Here is a 15,011-nt window from a genome sequence, read left to right on the forward strand (position 1 = left end):
CGAGGTTGCTGCCAAAATGGCAGGTTTTCCGTGGAGCGAATGTCAAGTTAGGAAACTGACGACAAGTCACTGTACCAATTTAACAGCTGTAGTAAAGAGTAATTGCAGTAACGCAGTGTGTAGTCCGCGCGACACACACGGAGATGTGTACAGTCACCGCTTGTCGTACTTCAAACAAAAGTGCGAAAAGGAGGCGACTTTTTTTATGGCAAGTCAAGTAATGAGAATCACATTAAAAGCTTATGATCATCAGTTAGTTGATCAGTCTGCTGGAAAAATCATCGAGACCGTAAAGAAGACAGGGGCTCAGGTGAGCGGACCGGTACCGTTACCGACCAAGAAAGAGGTAGTAACTATTCTGAGAGCGGTACACAAGTACAAAGATTCCAGAGAGCAGTTCGAGCAGAGAACTCACAAAAGACTTATCGATATCACCACTCCGAGCCAGAAGACAGTTGATGCATTAAGCAAACTGGAAATGCCGGCTGGTGTTTATATCGACATCAAAATGAAACAGAAATAAGCTTTAGTATGATTGCCGTAAAAGGTAATCCGCTGTAAGGAGGAAATTGAAATGAAGAAAGCTATCTTAGCTACCAAAGTCGGAATGACTCAGATCTTCAACGAAGATGGCGTGTTAGTTCCGGTAACCGTTCTTCAGGCTGGCCCGTGTGTAGTAACCCAGGTTAAGACCGTTGAGAACGATGGCTACAAAGCAGTTCAGGTTGGTTTTGTAGACAAGAGAGACAAACTGGTTAGCAAACCGGTTAAGGGACACTTCGACAAGGCAGGTGTTTCCTACAAGAGATTCGTCCGCGAGTTCCGTTTCGAGAACGCAGAAGAGTATTCTGTAAAGGACGAGATCAAAGCTGACATCTTCGCTAACGGCGATAAGGTGGATGCAACCGCTGTTTCCAAAGGTAAAGGTTTCCAGGGCGCGATCAAGAGACACGGCCAGCACAGAGGACCTATGGCTCATGGTTCTAAATTCCATCGTCATCAGGGTTCCAACGGTGCTTGTTCTGATCCGAGCAAGGTATTCAAGGGTAAAGGCATGCCGGGACATATGGGTTCCAAGCAGGTTACCATTCAGAACCTTGAGATTGTCCGCGTAGACGTTGAGAACAATCTGCTTCTGGTTAAGGGCGCTGTTCCGGGACCGAAGAAATCTTTAGTAACGATCAAAGAAACAGTGAAAGCTTCCAAGTAAGCTTTGACGAGAAAGGAGGAACACACAGATGGCAAACGTATCTGTTTACAATATGGAAGGTAATGAAGTAGGCAAGATGGATTTAAACGATGCTGTATTCGGTGTTGAGGTTAACGAGCACTTAGTACACATGGCAGTCGTTGCACAGCTTGCTAACAATCGTCAGGGTACTCAGAAAGCAAAAACCCGTTCTGAGGTATCTGGTGGCGGCAGAAAACCGTGGAGACAGAAAGGAACCGGACATGCACGTCAGGGTTCAACCAGAGCTCCGCAGTGGACCGGCGGCGGTATCGTATTCGCTCCGACTCCGAGAGATTATACAATCAGACTCAACAAGAAAGAGAAGAGAGCAGCTCTGAAGTCTGCACTGACCAGCAGAGTGCTTGAAAACAAGTTCATCGTTGTTGACGAGCTGAAGCTTGATGAAATCAAGACCAAAAAATTCCAGAACGTCCTGAATAACTTAAAGGTTAACAAGGCTCTGGTAGTAGTTGACGAGAACAGCGACAACGTTGTTAAGTCCGCTAAGAACATCCAGTCTGTAAAGACCGCTTATGTCAATACCATCAACGTATATGACATTCTGAAATACAACACCGTAGTAGCTACCAAGGCTGCTGTTGCAAATATCGAGGAGGTGTACGCATAATGGCTAACGTTCAGTACTATGACGTCATTCTGAAACCGGTTGTAACCGAGAAGAGCATGAACGCAATGAGCGAGAAGAAATACACTTTCCTGGTTCACACCGATGCGAACAAGTCCATGATCAAAGAGGCTGTTGAGAAGATGTTCCCGGGAACCAAAGTTAAGAGTGTAAACACCATGAACAGCGAAGGCAAGAACAAGAGACGTGGTATGACCTTCGGCAAGACCGCTGCAACCAAGAAGGCTATCGTTCAGTTAACTGAGGACAGCAAAGAGATCGAGGTATTTGCAGGTCTGTAGGCATTGAACACTTAACGAGCGCACAGAGCGCGAGTTTAGTGAGAAAGCCCATCGCGAACCTTAACGAAGCGAAGCTGAGTTTAGTTGAGCGATGAGAATTAATGAAACTATACGGTGACTAGTGAAAAAAATATACTGCGCCGTGATAAAGAGATACACGCGAGTGCGTTGATAACGCACGACCGTGTACGGAATTGAAAGGAGTTCAAGTCATGGGAATTAAAACATACAACCCATATACACCTTCCAGAAGACATATGACCGGATCTGACTTCAGTGAGATCACCAAGTCCACTCCGGAGAAGTCTCTGGTTACTTCTTTAAAGAAGAATGCTGGCCGTAACAACCAGGGTAAGATTACCGTTAGACATCGTGGTGGCGGTTCCAGAAGAAAATACAGAATCATCGATTTCAAGAGAAACAGCAAGGATGGTATCCCGGCAACCGTTATCGGTATCGAGTACGATCCGAACAGAACTGCAAACATCGCACTGATCTGCTACGCAGACGGCGAGAAGGCTTATATCCTGGCTCCGGCTGGTTTAACCGATGGCATGAAGGTTATGAGCGGCGAGACTGCAGAGGCTAAAGTTGGTAACTGCTTACCGCTGGCAAACATTCCGGTTGGTGCGCAGATTCATAATATTGAGCTGTATCCGGGCAAGGGTGGTCAGCTGGTTCGTTCCGCTGGTAACGCTGCTCAGCTTATGGCAAAAGAAGGCAAATATGCAACCTTAAGACTTCCTTCTGGCGAGATGAGAATGGTTCCGATCGTATGCCGCGCAACCATCGGTGTTGTAGGTAACGGCGAGCACAATCTGATCAACCTCGGTAAGGCTGGTAGAAAACGTCATATGGGTATCCGTCCTACAGTTCGCGGTTCCGTTATGAACCCGAATGACCATCCGCACGGTGGTGGTGAAGGTAAGACTGGTATCGGTCGTCCGGGTCCTTCTACTCCGTGGGGCAAGCCTGCTCTGGGTCTGAAGACCAGAAAGAAAAACAAGCAGTCTAATAAGCTGATTGTAAGAAGACGCGACGGCAAGACCATTAAATAATTCAAGGAGGATACAAAACCTATGGCACGTTCATTAAAAAAAGGACCATTTGCAGATGCACACTTACTGAAAAAAGTTGATGCAATGAACGCAGCAGGACAGCATCAGGTAATCAAGACCTGGTCCCGCCGTTCTACAATCTTCCCGCAGATGGTTGGACATACAATCGCAGTTCACGACGGCAGAAAGCATGTTCCGGTATATGTTACCGAGGATATGGTTGGCCACAAACTGGGTGAGTTCGTAGCTACCAGAACTTACAGAGGACATGGAAAAGACGAGAAGAAATCCAAGCGATAATCGTCAGGATTGAAAGGAGGTTAATTAGCAATGGCTAAAGGACATAGAAGTCAGATTAAGAGAGAGAGAAATGCCCAGAAGGACACCAGACCGAGCGCAAAGTTATCTTACGCACGTGTTTCCGTTCAGAAGGCTTGCTTCGTATTAGATGCCATCAGAGGCAAAGATGTACAGACCGCACTTGGTATTGTAACTTACAACCCAAGATATGCTTCTTCTTTAATTAAAAAATTACTGGAATCTGCAATTGCTAATGCAGAGAACAACAACAACATGGATCCGGCTAAACTTTACGTGGAGGAGTGCTTCGCTAACAAGGGACCGACCATGAAGAGAGTAAAACCGAGAGCACAGGGCAGAGCTTACAGAATCGAGAAGAGAATGAGCCACATCACTGTTGTGCTGAATGAGAGATAAGAGGAGGCAATTATGGGACAGAAAGTTAATCCGCACGGCTTAAGAGTCGGTGTTATTAAAGACTGGGATTCCAAGTGGTATGCAGAAGGCAACTTCGCTGATTGCCTGGTAGAGGATTACAACATCCGTAAATTCCTCAAGAAAAAACTGTATAGCGCTGGTGTTTCCAAAATCGAGATCGAGAGAGCATCTGCATCCGACAGAGTAAAAATCATCATCTTCACCGCTAAACCGGGCGTAGTAATCGGTAAAGGCGGCGCAGAGATCGAGAAGCTCAGAGCTGAGGTTCAGAAGCTGACCGACAAAAAAGTATTTATCGACATTAAAGAAATCAAGAGACCGGACCGCGATGCTCAGTTAGTAGCTGAGAACATTGCACAGCAGCTGGAAAACCGTGTTTCCTTCCGTCGTGCTATGAAGTCTACCATGGGTCGTTCCATGAAGGCTGGCGTTAAGGGAATCAAGACCGCTGTTGGCGGACGTCTTGGCGGTGCTGATATCGCTCGTACCGAGTTCTACAGCGAGGGCACCATTCCGTTACAGACATTAAGAGCAGATATTGACTATGGTTTCGCTGAGGCAGATACCACCTACGGCAAGCTTGGCGTTAAGGTTTGGATCTACAAAGGCGAGGTACTTCCTACTAGAGGAAACAAGGAAGGGAGCGATAAATAATGTTAATGCCTAAGAGAGTAAAGCGCCGCAAACAGTTCCGTGGAACTATGACCGGTAAGGCTTTAAGAGGAAATAAAATTAACTACGGTGAGTTCGGTCTGGTGGCTACTGAGCCGTGCTGGATCAAGTCCAATCAGATCGAGGCAGCCCGTGTTGCCATGACCCGTTACATCAAACGTGGTGGTAAAGTCTGGATCAAGATTTTCCCGGACAAACCTGTAACTGCTAAGCCGGCTGAGACTCGAATGGGTTCCGGTAAAGGCGCTCTGGAGTACTGGGTAGCAGTTGTTAAACCGGGCAGAGTAATGTTCGAGATCGCTGGCGTTCCGGAGGAAACCGCGCGTGAGGCATTACGTCTTGCTATGCACAAGTTACCATGCAAATGTAAGATTGCTGCTAAAGCAGATTTAGAAGGCGGTGATAACAGTGAAAACTAATAAATTCGTAGAAGGCTTAAAGGCAAAATCAGCGGCTGAGTTACAGGAAGAATTAGTAGCTGCAAAGAAAGAACTTTTCAACTTAAGATTCCAGAATGCAACCAACCAGTTAGATAATACCAGCAGAATCAAAGAGGTTCGCAAGAATATCGCTAGAATTCAGACTGTTATTACAGAGAAATCTAAACTGGCTTAAGGTTTGAAAGGAGAACATGACCGTGGAAAGAAATTTAAGAAAAACCCGCGTAGGTAAAGTCGTAAGCGACAAGATGGACAAGACCATCGTTGTAGCAATCGAGGACCACATCAAACATCCTTTATACGGCAAGATCGTAAAAAAGACCGTTAAGTTAAAAGCTCATGACGAGAACAACGAGTGCGGCAAGGGTGATACCGTTAAAGTTATGGAAACCAGACCGCTGTCCAAGGACAAGAGATGGAGACTGGTTGAGATTATCGAGAAGGCTAAATAAGTTATCCAGGAAGGAGTATCAGGCATGATTCAGCAGGAAACCAGACTGAAGGTTGCTGATAACACCGGCGCAAAAGAGTTACTTTGCATCCGTGTTATGGGTGGCTCTACAAGAAGATATGCTAACATTGGTGATGTAATCGTCGCTTCCGTTAAAGATGCAACACCAGGCGGCGTTGTAAAGAAAGGCGATGTTGTGAAGGCCGTTGTAGTTCGTTCCGTTAAGGGCGCACGCAGAAAAGACGGTTCTTATATCAAGTTCGATGAGAACGCAGCAGTTATTATCAAAGATGACAAGACCCCAAGAGGAACCCGTATCTTTGGACCGGTAGCAAGAGAATTACGTGAGAAACAGTTCATGAAGATCGTATCTCTGGCTCCGGAAGTACTGTAAGGAGGTATTGGCTGTGCAGAAAATTAAAAAAGACGACCTGGTAAAGGTTATCGCAGGTAAAGATAAAGACAAAACCGGTAAAGTCCTGAGCGTTAAGGGCGGTAAAGTTCTGGTTGAGGGCTGCAACATGGTTACCAAGCACTCCAAACCGAACGCTGCTAACCCGCAGGGCGGCATCGTAAATCAGGAAGCAGCTATGGATATTTCCAACGTTATGCTGGTTGTTGATGGCAAAGCTACCCGTGTTGGCTTTGAAGTAAAAGATGGTAAGAAAGTCCGCGTTGCAAAGGCAACCGGTAAAGTTATCGACTAATTGCAGAGAGGAGGAACAGAGAGTTGGCTAGATTAAAAGAACAGTATCAGAGCGAGATGGTTGACGCACTGATTAAGAAATTTGGTTACAAGAACATCATGGAAGTCCCGAAGCTTGATAAGATCGTTATCAACATGGGCGTTGGTGAGGCAAAAGACAATGCTAAGGTTCTGGATTCTGCAGTTAGAGATTTAGAGCTGATCACCGGACAGAAGGCAGTTACCACCAAGGCTAAAAAGTCCGTTGCAAACTTCAAAATCAGAGAAGGTATGCCGATCGGTTGTAAGGTTACCCTTCGTGGTGAGAAGATGTACGAGTTCGTTGATCGTCTGATCAACCTGGCTCTGCCGCGTGTACGTGACTTCCGCGGTGTTAACCCGAACGCATTTGATGGCAGAGGTAACTACGCTCTGGGTATCAAAGAGCAGTTGATCTTCCCTGAGATTGAATACGATAAAGTTGACAAGGTAAGAGGTATGGATATCATCTTCGTTACCACTGCCAAGACTGATGAAGAAGCTCGTGAACTTTTGACATTATTCAATATGCCATTTGCAAAATAACAGGAGGAAAGATCCATGGCTAAGACTTCAATGAAGATTAAGCAGCAGCGTCCGGCGAAGTTCTCCACCAGAGAGTACAATCGTTGCAGAATCTGTGGACGTCCGCATGCATATTTAAGAAAATACGGTATCTGCCGTATCTGCTTCCGTGAGCTGGCATATAAGGGCCAGATCCCGGGCGTAAAGAAGGCAAGCTGGTAGGCCGAAAGCAACTTAGCGAGTCCGAGCCGCAAGGCGACGGACAAGCTTAGTGCGAGGCCCATCGCGAACCTTAGCAAGTGCAAGCCGCAAGGCGCCGCACGCGCTTAGTTGAGCGATGCTGCTGACTGTGAGAAATTACAGTTCAAGCAAATCAGCAGATGTCCCTCCCGAAACTTATGAGCCCCTGCGGCTTCGTAAGTTTCGAAGGAGTGAGGTCCAACAAAAAGGAAACCAACTAACAATATTAAGGAGGAATTATCCATCATGACTATGAGTGATCCGATCGCAGATATGCTTACAAGAATCCGTAACGCAAACACTGCTAAACATGACACTGTTGACGTACCGTCTTCCAAGATGAAGCTTGCTATTGCAGACATCCTGGTAAAAGAGGGTTACATTCAGAAATACGATATCGTTGAGGACGGCGCATTCAAGACTATCCACATCACCTTAAAGTATGGTGCAGATAAGAATGAGAAGATCATCAGCGGCATCAAGAGAATTTCCAAACCGGGTCTGCGTGTATACGCAAACAAAGAGGATCTCCCGAGAGTACTTGGCGGTCTGGGAATCGCAATCATTTCTACCAACCAGGGCGTTATCACCGATAAGGAAGCACGTCGTCTGGGCGTAGGCGGAGAGGTATTAGCATTCGTTTGGTAATTCGTTGCCGCGAAGCTACTTCTATATATTATGTAACTGAAAACAGAAAACGCACAGAGCGTTTTCCGAAAATTTAAGTAGGAGGTAAATGGCATGTCACGTATCGGAAGAATGCCAATCGCAATCCCGGCAGGCGTAACTGTAACGATTGCAGAGAATAATAAAGTGACTGTAAAAGGTCCTAAGGGAACCCTTGAGAGAGAGTTACCGGTAGAGATGGACATCAAGGAAGAAGATGGACATATTGTTGTAACCAGACCGAATGACTTAAAGAAGATGAAATCTTTACACGGTCTGACCAGAACCCTGATCAATAACATGGTGGTTGGTGTTACCGCTGGCTACGAGAAAGTTCTGGAAGTAAACGGTGTAGGTTACAGAGCATCTAAGCAGGGCAAGAAATTAACCCTTAACCTGGGCTATTCCCATCCGGTAGAGATGGAAGATCCGGAAGGTCTTGAGACTGTTCTGGACGGTCAGAATAAGATCACGGTTAAAGGTATCGATAAAGAGAAAGTTGGCCAGTACGCTGCAGAGATCAGAGACAAGAGAAGACCTGAGCCGTATAAGGGCAAGGGTATCAAGTATGCTGATGAGACTATCAGACGTAAAGTTGGTAAGACTGGTAAGAAATAATTAAGGAGAGTACAAAGATGGTTAGTAAGAAATCAAGAAGCGAAATTCGCGTTAAAAAGCATACCAGATTACGTAATCGCTTTGCAGGTACTGCAGAGAGACCGCGTCTGGCTGTTTTCAGAAGTAATAATCATATGTATGCTCAGATTATTGACGACTCAGTCGGCAATACTCTGGTAGCAGCATCCACCAATGAGAAGGCAGTTAAGGCTGAGCTTGAGCACACCAATGACACTGCAGCAGCAACTTATGTTGGAACTCTGATCGCTAAGAGAGCTCTGGAGAAGGGTATCGAGGAAGTCGTTTTCGATAGAGGCGGTTTCATTTACCAGGGTAAGATCCAGGCACTCGCAGACGCAGCTCGTGAAGCTGGTCTGAAATTCTAGTAGAGAGGAGAACGGCATGAAGCGTACAATTATTGACCCAAGTCAGTTTGAATTAAATGACAACGTAGTAGCAATCAAGCGTGTATCCAAAACCGTAAAAGGTGGACGTACCATGAGATTCTCTGCTCTGGTAGTAGTAGGTGATGGCAATGGTCACGTAGGTGCAGGTCTTGGTAAGGCTGGTGAGGTTCCGGAGGCAATCCGCAAAGGAAGAGAAGCAGCTATGAAGAACCTGGTAGAGATTCCGGTTGACGAGAACAAGAGTATCCCGCACGACCACATCTGCAAGTTCGGCAGCTCTTCTGTACTGTTAAAGAAGGCTCCGGAAGGTACTGGTATCATCGCTGGTGGTCCGGCTCGTTCCGTACTGGAGCTTGCTGGTATCAAGAACATCCGTGCTAAGTCTTTAGGCTCCAACAACAAGACCAACGTTGTTCTTGCAGTGATCAACGGTCTGACTCAGCTTAAGACTCCGGAAGAGTATGCAAGACTTCGCGGCAAATCTGTTGAAGAGATCTTAGGCTAAGGAGGGTAATGAAATGGCAGAGAAGTTAAAAGTAACGTTAGTCAAATCCCCGATCGGTGCTATCCCGAAGCAGAAAGCTACCGTAGAGGCTCTGGGCCTGAAGAAAGTCAACAAGACTGTTGAACTTCCGGATAACGAGGCTGTCAGAGGTATGATCTGGCACGTAAAGCATTTAGTTAAGGTAGAAGAAATCTAATTATAGAAGTAAGGAGGTGCAGTGCAATGGATTTATCCAATTTACAGCCTGCTGTTGGTTCTAAACATAGTGATAATTTCAGAAGAGGACGCGGTCACGCTTCCGGAAACGGCAAAACTGCTGGTAAGGGCCACAAGGGTCAGAAAGCACGTTCTGGCGCACCGAGACCTGGTTTCGAGGGTGGTCAGATGCCGTTATACAGACGTCTCCCGAAGAGAGGCTTCAAGAATCGTAACACCAAAGTTATCGTTGGTATCAATGTAAGCGCTTTAGAGTGCTTCGAGAACGATGCAGTTGTTACTGTTGAGACTCTTCTTGAGAGCGGAATCGTTAAGAATCCGAGAGATGGCGTCAAGATCCTGGGTAACGGAGAACTGACCAAAAAGCTGACCGTAAAGGCAGATGCATTCAGTGAGGGTGCGAAGGCTAAAATTGAAGCTTTAGGTGGAACCTGCGAGGTGATCTAATATGTTAAAGACACTCCGAAATGCATGGAAGATCAAGGAGATCAGAACAAAACTGATCTTCACCTTCCTCATGCTGGTGGTCATCCGTTTTGGATCTGAACTGCCGATTCCTGGAGTTAAGACGGACTTTTTCGCGAATTTCTTCGCGAATCAGTCCACTGATGCATTTGGATTTTTCAATGCGATGACAGGTGGATCTTTCTCCTCCATGTCTCTTTTCGCATTGAGCATCACCCCGTACATTACATCTTCTATCATCATGCAGCTGCTCACGATCGCAATTCCGAAACTGGAAGAGATGCAGCGTGACGGCGAGGATGGCCGTAAGAAGATCGCAGAGTACACCCGTTACTTAACGGTTGCACTTGCACTGATCGAGTCCATCGGTATGGCAGTCGGTTTCGGCGGCCAGGGACTTCTGATCAATTACAATGTATGGAGCGTGGTTATTGCAGTCGCTACCATGACTGCAGGAAGCGCATTCCTGATGTGGATCGGTGAGCGTATTACTGAGAAGGGCGTGGGCAATGGTATTTCCATCGTCCTGCTGTTCAATATCGTATCTTCTCTCCCACAGGATGTGAACACCCTGTACACCAGATTCTTAAGCAACAGCAAGAATATCGGATCAACTGTGCTGATCGTGCTCATCATGCTTGCGGTTACCGCAGCCATGGTTGTGTTCGTAATCATCCTTCAGGATGGTGAGCGCAGAATCCCGGTCCAGTATTCCAAAAAGATGGTTGGCAGAAAGTTAGTGGGCGGCCAGGCTTCCCACATTCCGTTAAAGGTGAACACCGCAGGTGTCATCCCGGTAATCTTTGCTTCCTCCATCATGTCCTTCCCGATTGTGATCGCACAGTTTTTCCATCCGGATTACACCACCATCGGCGGTAAAATCCTGATGGTCCTGAACTCATCTTACTGGTTCAGACCGGAGATGCCGGCATATTCTGTGGGACTGGTGATTTACCTTGTATTGATCGTGCTTTTCGCATATTTCTATACATCCATCACCTTCAATCCGCTGGAAGTGGCAAACAATATGAAGAAGTCCGGCGGTTTCATCCCGGGTGTCCGCCCAGGTAAACCGACTTCCGAATATCTTGACAAGATCTTAAATTACATCGTATTCATCGGTGCAGTTGGCCTGATCATTGTCAGCGTTATCCCGATCATCATTTCCGGAGTATTCACGGTAAGCCGTCTGTCCTTCATGGGTACCTCCCTGATCATTATCGTCAGTGTTATCCTGGAGACCATCAAGGCTATTGAATCCCAGATGATCGTTAGAAATTACAAAGGCTTTTTAAATGATTAAGCGTTCGTAAGAGAAAGCTGCTGCCCATATGCGTGCAGCAGCTTCTTTTGTATAACAGGAAATTGCGTCCTGTCATAGAGGGACGCCCTGCGAGGAGGATTAACCAGATGAAGATCATCATGTTAGGTGCTCCGGGCGCCGGCAAAGGCACCCAGGCAAAGAAGATTGCAGCGAAATATGGTATTCCGCATATCTCTACCGGAGATATTTTCCGTGCAAATATCAAGGGCGGTACAGAGCTGGGTATGAAGGCGAAGTCTTACATGGATCAGGGACAGCTTGTTCCGGATGATGTTACCATCGGCATGCTGTTAGACCGTATTGCAGAGGCTGACTGCGAGAACGGATATGTGCTGGACGGTTTCCCGAGAACCATTCCGCAGGCAGAGAGCCTGACAGAAGCACTTGACAAGCTGGGACAGAAGATGGATTTCGCAATTGATGTTGATGTACCGGATGAGTCCATTATCAACCGTATGTCAGGCAGAAGAGCATGCCTCTCCTGCGGAGCTACCTACCACATCGTTTACAATCCGACCAGAGTAGAAGGTGTCTGTGACGCATGCGGCCAGAAGCTGGTACTGCGTGACGATGACAAGCCAGAGACAGTTAAGAAACGTCTGACGGTATATCATGACCAGACCCAGCCGCTGATCGAGTATTATAAGAAGGCTGGAATCCTGAAGTCTGTAGACGGAACACAGGATTTGAACAAAGTATTTGAGGACATCGAAGCTGTCCTGGAGGCGTAATATGTCAGTAACGATCAAATCCGCAAGAGAGATTGAACTGATGCGGGAGGCCGGAAGAATTCTGGCAAAGGTTCATGAGGAACTGGGAAAGGCGATTCATCCGGGCATGTCCACACTGGACATTGACCGACTGGGCGAGAAGCTGATCCGTGAGTTCGGATGTGTGCCTTCCTTTAAGAACTACAATGGCTATCCTGCGTCCATCTGTGTATCAGTGAATGATGAAGTGGTACACGGTATCCCGAACAAGCACCATATTATCAGGGAAGGCGATATCGTCAGCTTGGATGCGGGTGTTATCTACAAAGGATATCATTCTGATGCAGCCAGAACCCATGCGGTTGGCATCATCAGTCCGGAAGCGCAGAAGCTTATCGATGTTACCAGACAATCTTTCTTTGAGGGGATTAAGTTCGCGAAAGCTGGCAATCATCTCAATGATATCTCTTCCGCAATCCAGGCTTATGCAGAAAGCTTCGGATACGGTGTTGTCCGCGATCTGGTGGGCCACGGTATTGGAACCCATCTGCATGAGGAGCCGGAGGTGCCGAACTTTGCACAGAAGCGCAAGGGCATCAAACTGGTTCCTGGAATGACACTGGCCGTTGAGCCTATGATCAACATCGGAACCCCGAATGTAGTCTGGATGGATGATGACTGGACGGTGGTCACAAAAGACCACAGTCTGTCTGCTCACTATGAGAACACCATCCTCATTACGGAGGGTGAGCCGGAGATCTTATCTCTGTAAAGGCGGTGTGCGATGAAAATGGAGCTGTACTGTCCGGTGAGATCTCTCGCCGGACATGACAAAAACCAGTATTTTATCATAGTATCCGATGAAGGGGAATACATTACCATGGCAAATGGAACCACCCGCAAGGTGGATGACCCGAAGCGGAAAAACAAGAAACATATTCAGGCAGGGAAGACGCCGCTTTTTGCGGCGCTTCCCACTGATGAAGAAATCCGAAGCGAGCTTAAAACCTGGGTGGAAAGCCACGGTTATATGTAGGAGGAATTGATTACATGTCTAAAGCAGATGTTATTGAAATTGAGGGAACTGTTGTTGAGAAGCTGCCGAACGCAATGTTCCAGGTAGAGTTAGAGAACGGCCATCAGGTACTGGCTCATATCAGCGGCAAGCTGCGTATGAACTACATCCGTATCCTGCCGGGTGACAAGGTTACCCTTGAGATGTCTCCGTATGATTTAAGCAAGGGCAGAATCATCTGGAGAGATAAATAAGGTTATAGAAGCATTCGCTTTTATAAATAAAAAATAGGGAAAAATATTTTGAAAAACACTTGCATAAAAGAAACCATAATGTTATAATATCATGGCGACTTTGTTGAGATGCTGGGCGAAGTTTGTCTAAAATTAGTCCGGCTGTACCAATATATCTGGACAGATATATGCAACTGTAGAAAGGAGAATTGCCGTGAAGGTGAGATCATCAGTAAAACCGATTTGCGAAAAGTGCAAAATCATCAAACGCAAAGGCAGTATCAGAGTAATCTGTGAAAATCCTAAGCACAAACAGAGACAAGGTTAAAAACAAAAAGTTATAGGAGGTTACGACGCAAATGGCTCGTATTTCAGGTGTTGATTTACCAAGAGAAAAACGTGTTGAAATCGGTCTGACTTACATCTACGGAATCGGTAGAACAAGTGCAAACCGTATCCTTGCTGAGGCTGGCGTTAATCCTGACACCCGTGTTAAGGATCTGACCGATGACGAAGTGAAGAAGCTGGCAGCTGTTATTGCTGACACTCAGACTGTTGAGGGTGATCTTCGCAGAGAGATCGCTATGAACATCAAGAGACTGCAGGAGATTGGCTGCTATCGCGGAATCCGTCATAGAAAAGGTCTCCCGGTTCGTGGTCAGAAGACCAAAACCAATGCAAGAACCCGCAAAGGTCCTCGTAAGACTGTTGCAAACAAGAAGAAATAAGTAATTCGTAACATTATGTAGAATCACGTTGCATGTTTTAAAAACAGGAAACAGGATTCGGAAATTCAAGAAAGTAGGTTAGTTTAAAATGGCTAAAAAAGTGTCCACTGCAAAAAAAGTGACAAAAAAGCGCGTAAAGAAAAACGTTGAACGCGGACAGGCACATATCCAGTCTTCTTTTAACAACACCATCGTTACCTTAACCGATGCACAGGGTAACGCGTTGTCTTGGGCAAGTGCCGGTGGTCTGGGATTTAGAGGTTCAAGGAAATCTACTCCATATGCAGCTCAGATGGCTGCAGAAACTGCCGCTAAAGCAGCTTTAGTACATGGTTTAAAATCTGTAGACGTTATGGTTAAAGGACCTGGTTCAGGCCGTGAGGCAGCAATTCGTGCGCTTTCCGCATGCGGTATTGAAGTAACTAGCATTAAGGACGTAACTCCGGTTCCACATAACGGATGTCGCCCGCCAAAACGTAGAAGAGTCTAATTAGGAGGTACTAAAAGTGGCAGTAGATAGAGTTCCTGTTCTTAAAAGATGCAGATCTCTTGGTTTAGATCCGATCTATTTAGGAATTGATAAAAAATCAAACAGAGAATTAAAAAGAGCTAACAGAAAAGTAAGTGAGTATGGTCTCCAGTTACGTGAGAAGCAGAAAGCAAAATTCATCTATGGCGTATTAGAGAAACCGTTCCGTAACTACTACACCAAGGCTGAGAAGATGGAAGGCCAGACTGGTGAGAACATGATGATCCTTCTGGAGCGCAGACTGGACAACGTTGTATTCCGTATGGGATTCGGCCGCACCAGACGCGAGACCAGACAGATGGTAGATCACAAGCACATCCTCGTAAACGGCAAATGTGTAAACATTCCGTCCTACCTGGTAAAAGCTGGTGACGTAATCGAAGTAAAAGAGAAAGCTAAATCTTCTCAGAGATACAAAGATGCTCTTGAGGTAACTGCAGGACGTCTGGTTCCGGCTTGGCTGGATGTTGACCAGGAGAATCTGCGCGGTACCGTAAAAGAGCTTCCGTCCAGAGATGAGATTGATGTTCCGGTAAACGAGATGCTTATCGTCGAGTTGTACTCCAAATAATTAAGAGTACCAATTTCC

Annotated in this window: 30 protein-coding genes; all 30 read left to right on the forward strand. The window is 46.3% G+C overall.

The genetic code is table 11. The features are described from left to right. Window positions 1-205: 205 nt before the first annotated feature. The 30 genes from rpsJ (at window position 206) to rpsD (ending at window position 14,993) form a co-directional block, all read left to right on the forward strand. Complete coding sequence (gene rpsJ, locus ACMP1L_RS07395) at window positions 206-523, forward strand: 30S ribosomal protein S10 (protein ID WP_118533463.1); 318 nt, start codon at window positions 206-208, stop codon at window positions 521-523. A 51-nt stretch (window positions 524-574) separates the two neighbouring features. Continuing rightward, complete coding sequence (gene rplC, locus ACMP1L_RS07400) at window positions 575-1,210, forward strand: 50S ribosomal protein L3 (RefSeq protein ID WP_118732876.1); 636 nt, start codon at window positions 575-577, stop codon at window positions 1,208-1,210. Between the two features lie 28 nt (window positions 1,211-1,238). After that, window positions 1,239-1,859, forward strand: coding sequence for a 50S ribosomal protein L4 (gene rplD, locus ACMP1L_RS07405; protein WP_118533459.1), 621 nt, complete (start codon window positions 1,239-1,241; stop codon window positions 1,857-1,859). Beyond that, the gene (gene rplW / locus ACMP1L_RS07410) at window positions 1,859-2,158 is read left to right on the forward strand and encodes a 50S ribosomal protein L23 (protein ID WP_118533457.1); all 300 of its coding nucleotides are present in this window, start codon (window positions 1,859-1,861) and stop codon (window positions 2,156-2,158) included. The genes rplD and rplW overlap by 1 nt, the downstream gene beginning before the upstream one ends. A gap of 212 nt (window positions 2,159-2,370) precedes the next feature. Then, on the forward strand, window positions 2,371-3,216 hold the full coding sequence (gene rplB, locus ACMP1L_RS07415) for a 50S ribosomal protein L2 (RefSeq protein WP_118533455.1): 846 nt from the start codon (window positions 2,371-2,373) through the stop codon (window positions 3,214-3,216). Window positions 3,217-3,237: 21 nt separating this feature from the next. Then, complete coding sequence (gene rpsS / locus ACMP1L_RS07420) at window positions 3,238-3,516, forward strand: 30S ribosomal protein S19 (RefSeq protein ID WP_006782235.1); 279 nt, start codon at window positions 3,238-3,240, stop codon at window positions 3,514-3,516. Window positions 3,517-3,546: 30 nt separating this feature from the next. Next, on the forward strand, window positions 3,547-3,933 hold the full coding sequence (gene rplV, locus ACMP1L_RS07425; RefSeq protein WP_118533453.1) for a 50S ribosomal protein L22: 387 nt from the start codon (window positions 3,547-3,549) through the stop codon (window positions 3,931-3,933). A 12-nt stretch (window positions 3,934-3,945) separates the two neighbouring features. After that, window positions 3,946-4,608, forward strand: a complete 663-nt coding sequence (rpsC, locus tag ACMP1L_RS07430) for a 30S ribosomal protein S3 (RefSeq protein ID WP_118533451.1) — start codon at window positions 3,946-3,948, stop codon at window positions 4,606-4,608. Further along, window positions 4,608-5,045 (forward strand): 50S ribosomal protein L16, encoded by a 438-nt coding sequence (rplP, locus tag ACMP1L_RS07435; protein WP_118533449.1) that lies wholly within the window; start codon window positions 4,608-4,610, stop codon window positions 5,043-5,045. The genes rpsC and rplP overlap by 1 nt, the downstream gene beginning before the upstream one ends. Further along, window positions 5,035-5,241 carry a 50S ribosomal protein L29 gene (rpmC, locus tag ACMP1L_RS07440; protein ID WP_118533447.1) on the forward strand — a complete coding sequence of 69 codons (207 nt, stop codon included), beginning with the start codon at window positions 5,035-5,037 and terminating at the stop codon, window positions 5,239-5,241. Before rplP ends, rpmC begins: the two co-directional genes overlap by 11 nt. Before the next feature lie 22 nt (window positions 5,242-5,263). Continuing rightward, on the forward strand, window positions 5,264-5,518 hold the full coding sequence (rpsQ, locus tag ACMP1L_RS07445; protein WP_373244534.1) for a 30S ribosomal protein S17: 255 nt from the start codon (window positions 5,264-5,266) through the stop codon (window positions 5,516-5,518). 24 nt (window positions 5,519-5,542) lie between these two features. Continuing rightward, window positions 5,543-5,911: a 50S ribosomal protein L14 gene (gene rplN / locus ACMP1L_RS07450; RefSeq protein WP_118533444.1), complete on the forward strand. Its 369-nt coding sequence runs from the start codon at window positions 5,543-5,545 to the stop codon at window positions 5,909-5,911. A gap of 13 nt (window positions 5,912-5,924) precedes the next feature. Beyond that, on the forward strand, window positions 5,925-6,224 hold the full coding sequence (gene rplX / locus ACMP1L_RS07455) for a 50S ribosomal protein L24 (protein WP_118533442.1): 300 nt from the start codon (window positions 5,925-5,927) through the stop codon (window positions 6,222-6,224). 23 nt (window positions 6,225-6,247) lie between these two features. After that, the gene (gene rplE / locus ACMP1L_RS07460) at window positions 6,248-6,787 is read left to right on the forward strand and encodes a 50S ribosomal protein L5 (RefSeq protein WP_118533440.1); all 540 of its coding nucleotides are present in this window, start codon (window positions 6,248-6,250) and stop codon (window positions 6,785-6,787) included. Window positions 6,788-6,802: 15 nt separating this feature from the next. Then, complete coding sequence (locus tag ACMP1L_RS07465) at window positions 6,803-6,988, forward strand: type Z 30S ribosomal protein S14 (RefSeq protein WP_002566501.1); 186 nt, start codon at window positions 6,803-6,805, stop codon at window positions 6,986-6,988. A 264-nt stretch (window positions 6,989-7,252) separates the two neighbouring features. Further along, a complete protein-coding gene (rpsH, locus tag ACMP1L_RS07470) occupies window positions 7,253-7,654 on the forward strand; it encodes a 30S ribosomal protein S8 (protein ID WP_118533438.1) in 402 nt (133 codons plus the stop codon). A gap of 93 nt (window positions 7,655-7,747) precedes the next feature. Next, window positions 7,748-8,290 (forward strand): 50S ribosomal protein L6, encoded by a 543-nt coding sequence (gene rplF, locus ACMP1L_RS07475; protein WP_118540162.1) that lies wholly within the window; start codon window positions 7,748-7,750, stop codon window positions 8,288-8,290. A 17-nt stretch (window positions 8,291-8,307) separates the two neighbouring features. Further along, entirely contained in the window at window positions 8,308-8,676 is a 369-nt protein-coding gene (gene rplR / locus ACMP1L_RS07480) for a 50S ribosomal protein L18 (protein ID WP_118533434.1), read from the forward strand. 16 nt (window positions 8,677-8,692) lie between these two features. Further along, window positions 8,693-9,202: a 30S ribosomal protein S5 gene (rpsE, locus tag ACMP1L_RS07485; protein WP_118533432.1), complete on the forward strand. Its 510-nt coding sequence runs from the start codon at window positions 8,693-8,695 to the stop codon at window positions 9,200-9,202. Window positions 9,203-9,215: 13 nt separating this feature from the next. After that, window positions 9,216-9,398 (forward strand): 50S ribosomal protein L30, encoded by a 183-nt coding sequence (gene rpmD, locus ACMP1L_RS07490; protein ID WP_118533430.1) that lies wholly within the window; start codon window positions 9,216-9,218, stop codon window positions 9,396-9,398. Between the two features lie 26 nt (window positions 9,399-9,424). Further along, window positions 9,425-9,865 (forward strand): 50S ribosomal protein L15, encoded by a 441-nt coding sequence (gene rplO / locus ACMP1L_RS07495; RefSeq protein WP_118533428.1) that lies wholly within the window; start codon window positions 9,425-9,427, stop codon window positions 9,863-9,865. 1 nt (window position 9,866) lies between these two features. Next, entirely contained in the window at window positions 9,867-11,186 is a 1,320-nt protein-coding gene (gene secY / locus ACMP1L_RS07500; RefSeq protein WP_177303676.1) for a preprotein translocase subunit SecY, read from the forward strand. A 107-nt stretch (window positions 11,187-11,293) separates the two neighbouring features. Beyond that, entirely contained in the window at window positions 11,294-11,938 is a 645-nt protein-coding gene (locus tag ACMP1L_RS07505; protein WP_118732878.1) for an adenylate kinase, read from the forward strand. A gap of 1 nt (window position 11,939) precedes the next feature. Next, a complete protein-coding gene (map, locus tag ACMP1L_RS07510; RefSeq protein ID WP_118732879.1) occupies window positions 11,940-12,689 on the forward strand; it encodes a type I methionyl aminopeptidase in 750 nt (249 codons plus the stop codon). Between the two features lie 12 nt (window positions 12,690-12,701). Beyond that, the gene (locus ACMP1L_RS07515) at window positions 12,702-12,953 is read left to right on the forward strand and encodes a KOW domain-containing RNA-binding protein (RefSeq protein WP_118732880.1); all 252 of its coding nucleotides are present in this window, start codon (window positions 12,702-12,704) and stop codon (window positions 12,951-12,953) included. Window positions 12,954-12,967: 14 nt separating this feature from the next. After that, a complete protein-coding gene (infA, locus tag ACMP1L_RS07520) occupies window positions 12,968-13,186 on the forward strand; it encodes a translation initiation factor IF-1 (protein ID WP_021869270.1) in 219 nt (72 codons plus the stop codon). A gap of 193 nt (window positions 13,187-13,379) precedes the next feature. After that, window positions 13,380-13,493 carry a 50S ribosomal protein L36 gene (gene rpmJ / locus ACMP1L_RS07525; RefSeq protein ID WP_003497809.1) on the forward strand — a complete coding sequence of 38 codons (114 nt, stop codon included), beginning with the start codon at window positions 13,380-13,382 and terminating at the stop codon, window positions 13,491-13,493. A 31-nt stretch (window positions 13,494-13,524) separates the two neighbouring features. Next, window positions 13,525-13,893 carry a 30S ribosomal protein S13 gene (rpsM, locus tag ACMP1L_RS07530; protein ID WP_118533416.1) on the forward strand — a complete coding sequence of 123 codons (369 nt, stop codon included), beginning with the start codon at window positions 13,525-13,527 and terminating at the stop codon, window positions 13,891-13,893. Between the two features lie 88 nt (window positions 13,894-13,981). Further along, a complete protein-coding gene (gene rpsK / locus ACMP1L_RS07535; protein ID WP_118533414.1) occupies window positions 13,982-14,383 on the forward strand; it encodes a 30S ribosomal protein S11 in 402 nt (133 codons plus the stop codon). A gap of 16 nt (window positions 14,384-14,399) precedes the next feature. Further along, on the forward strand, window positions 14,400-14,993 hold the full coding sequence (gene rpsD, locus ACMP1L_RS07540; RefSeq protein ID WP_118732881.1) for a 30S ribosomal protein S4: 594 nt from the start codon (window positions 14,400-14,402) through the stop codon (window positions 14,991-14,993). Window positions 14,994-15,011: the final 18 nt, after the last annotated feature.

The organism is Ventrimonas sp. (assembly GCF_048380235.1).
Lineage (GTDB): Bacteria > Bacillota > Clostridia > Lachnospirales > Lachnospiraceae > Brotaphodocola.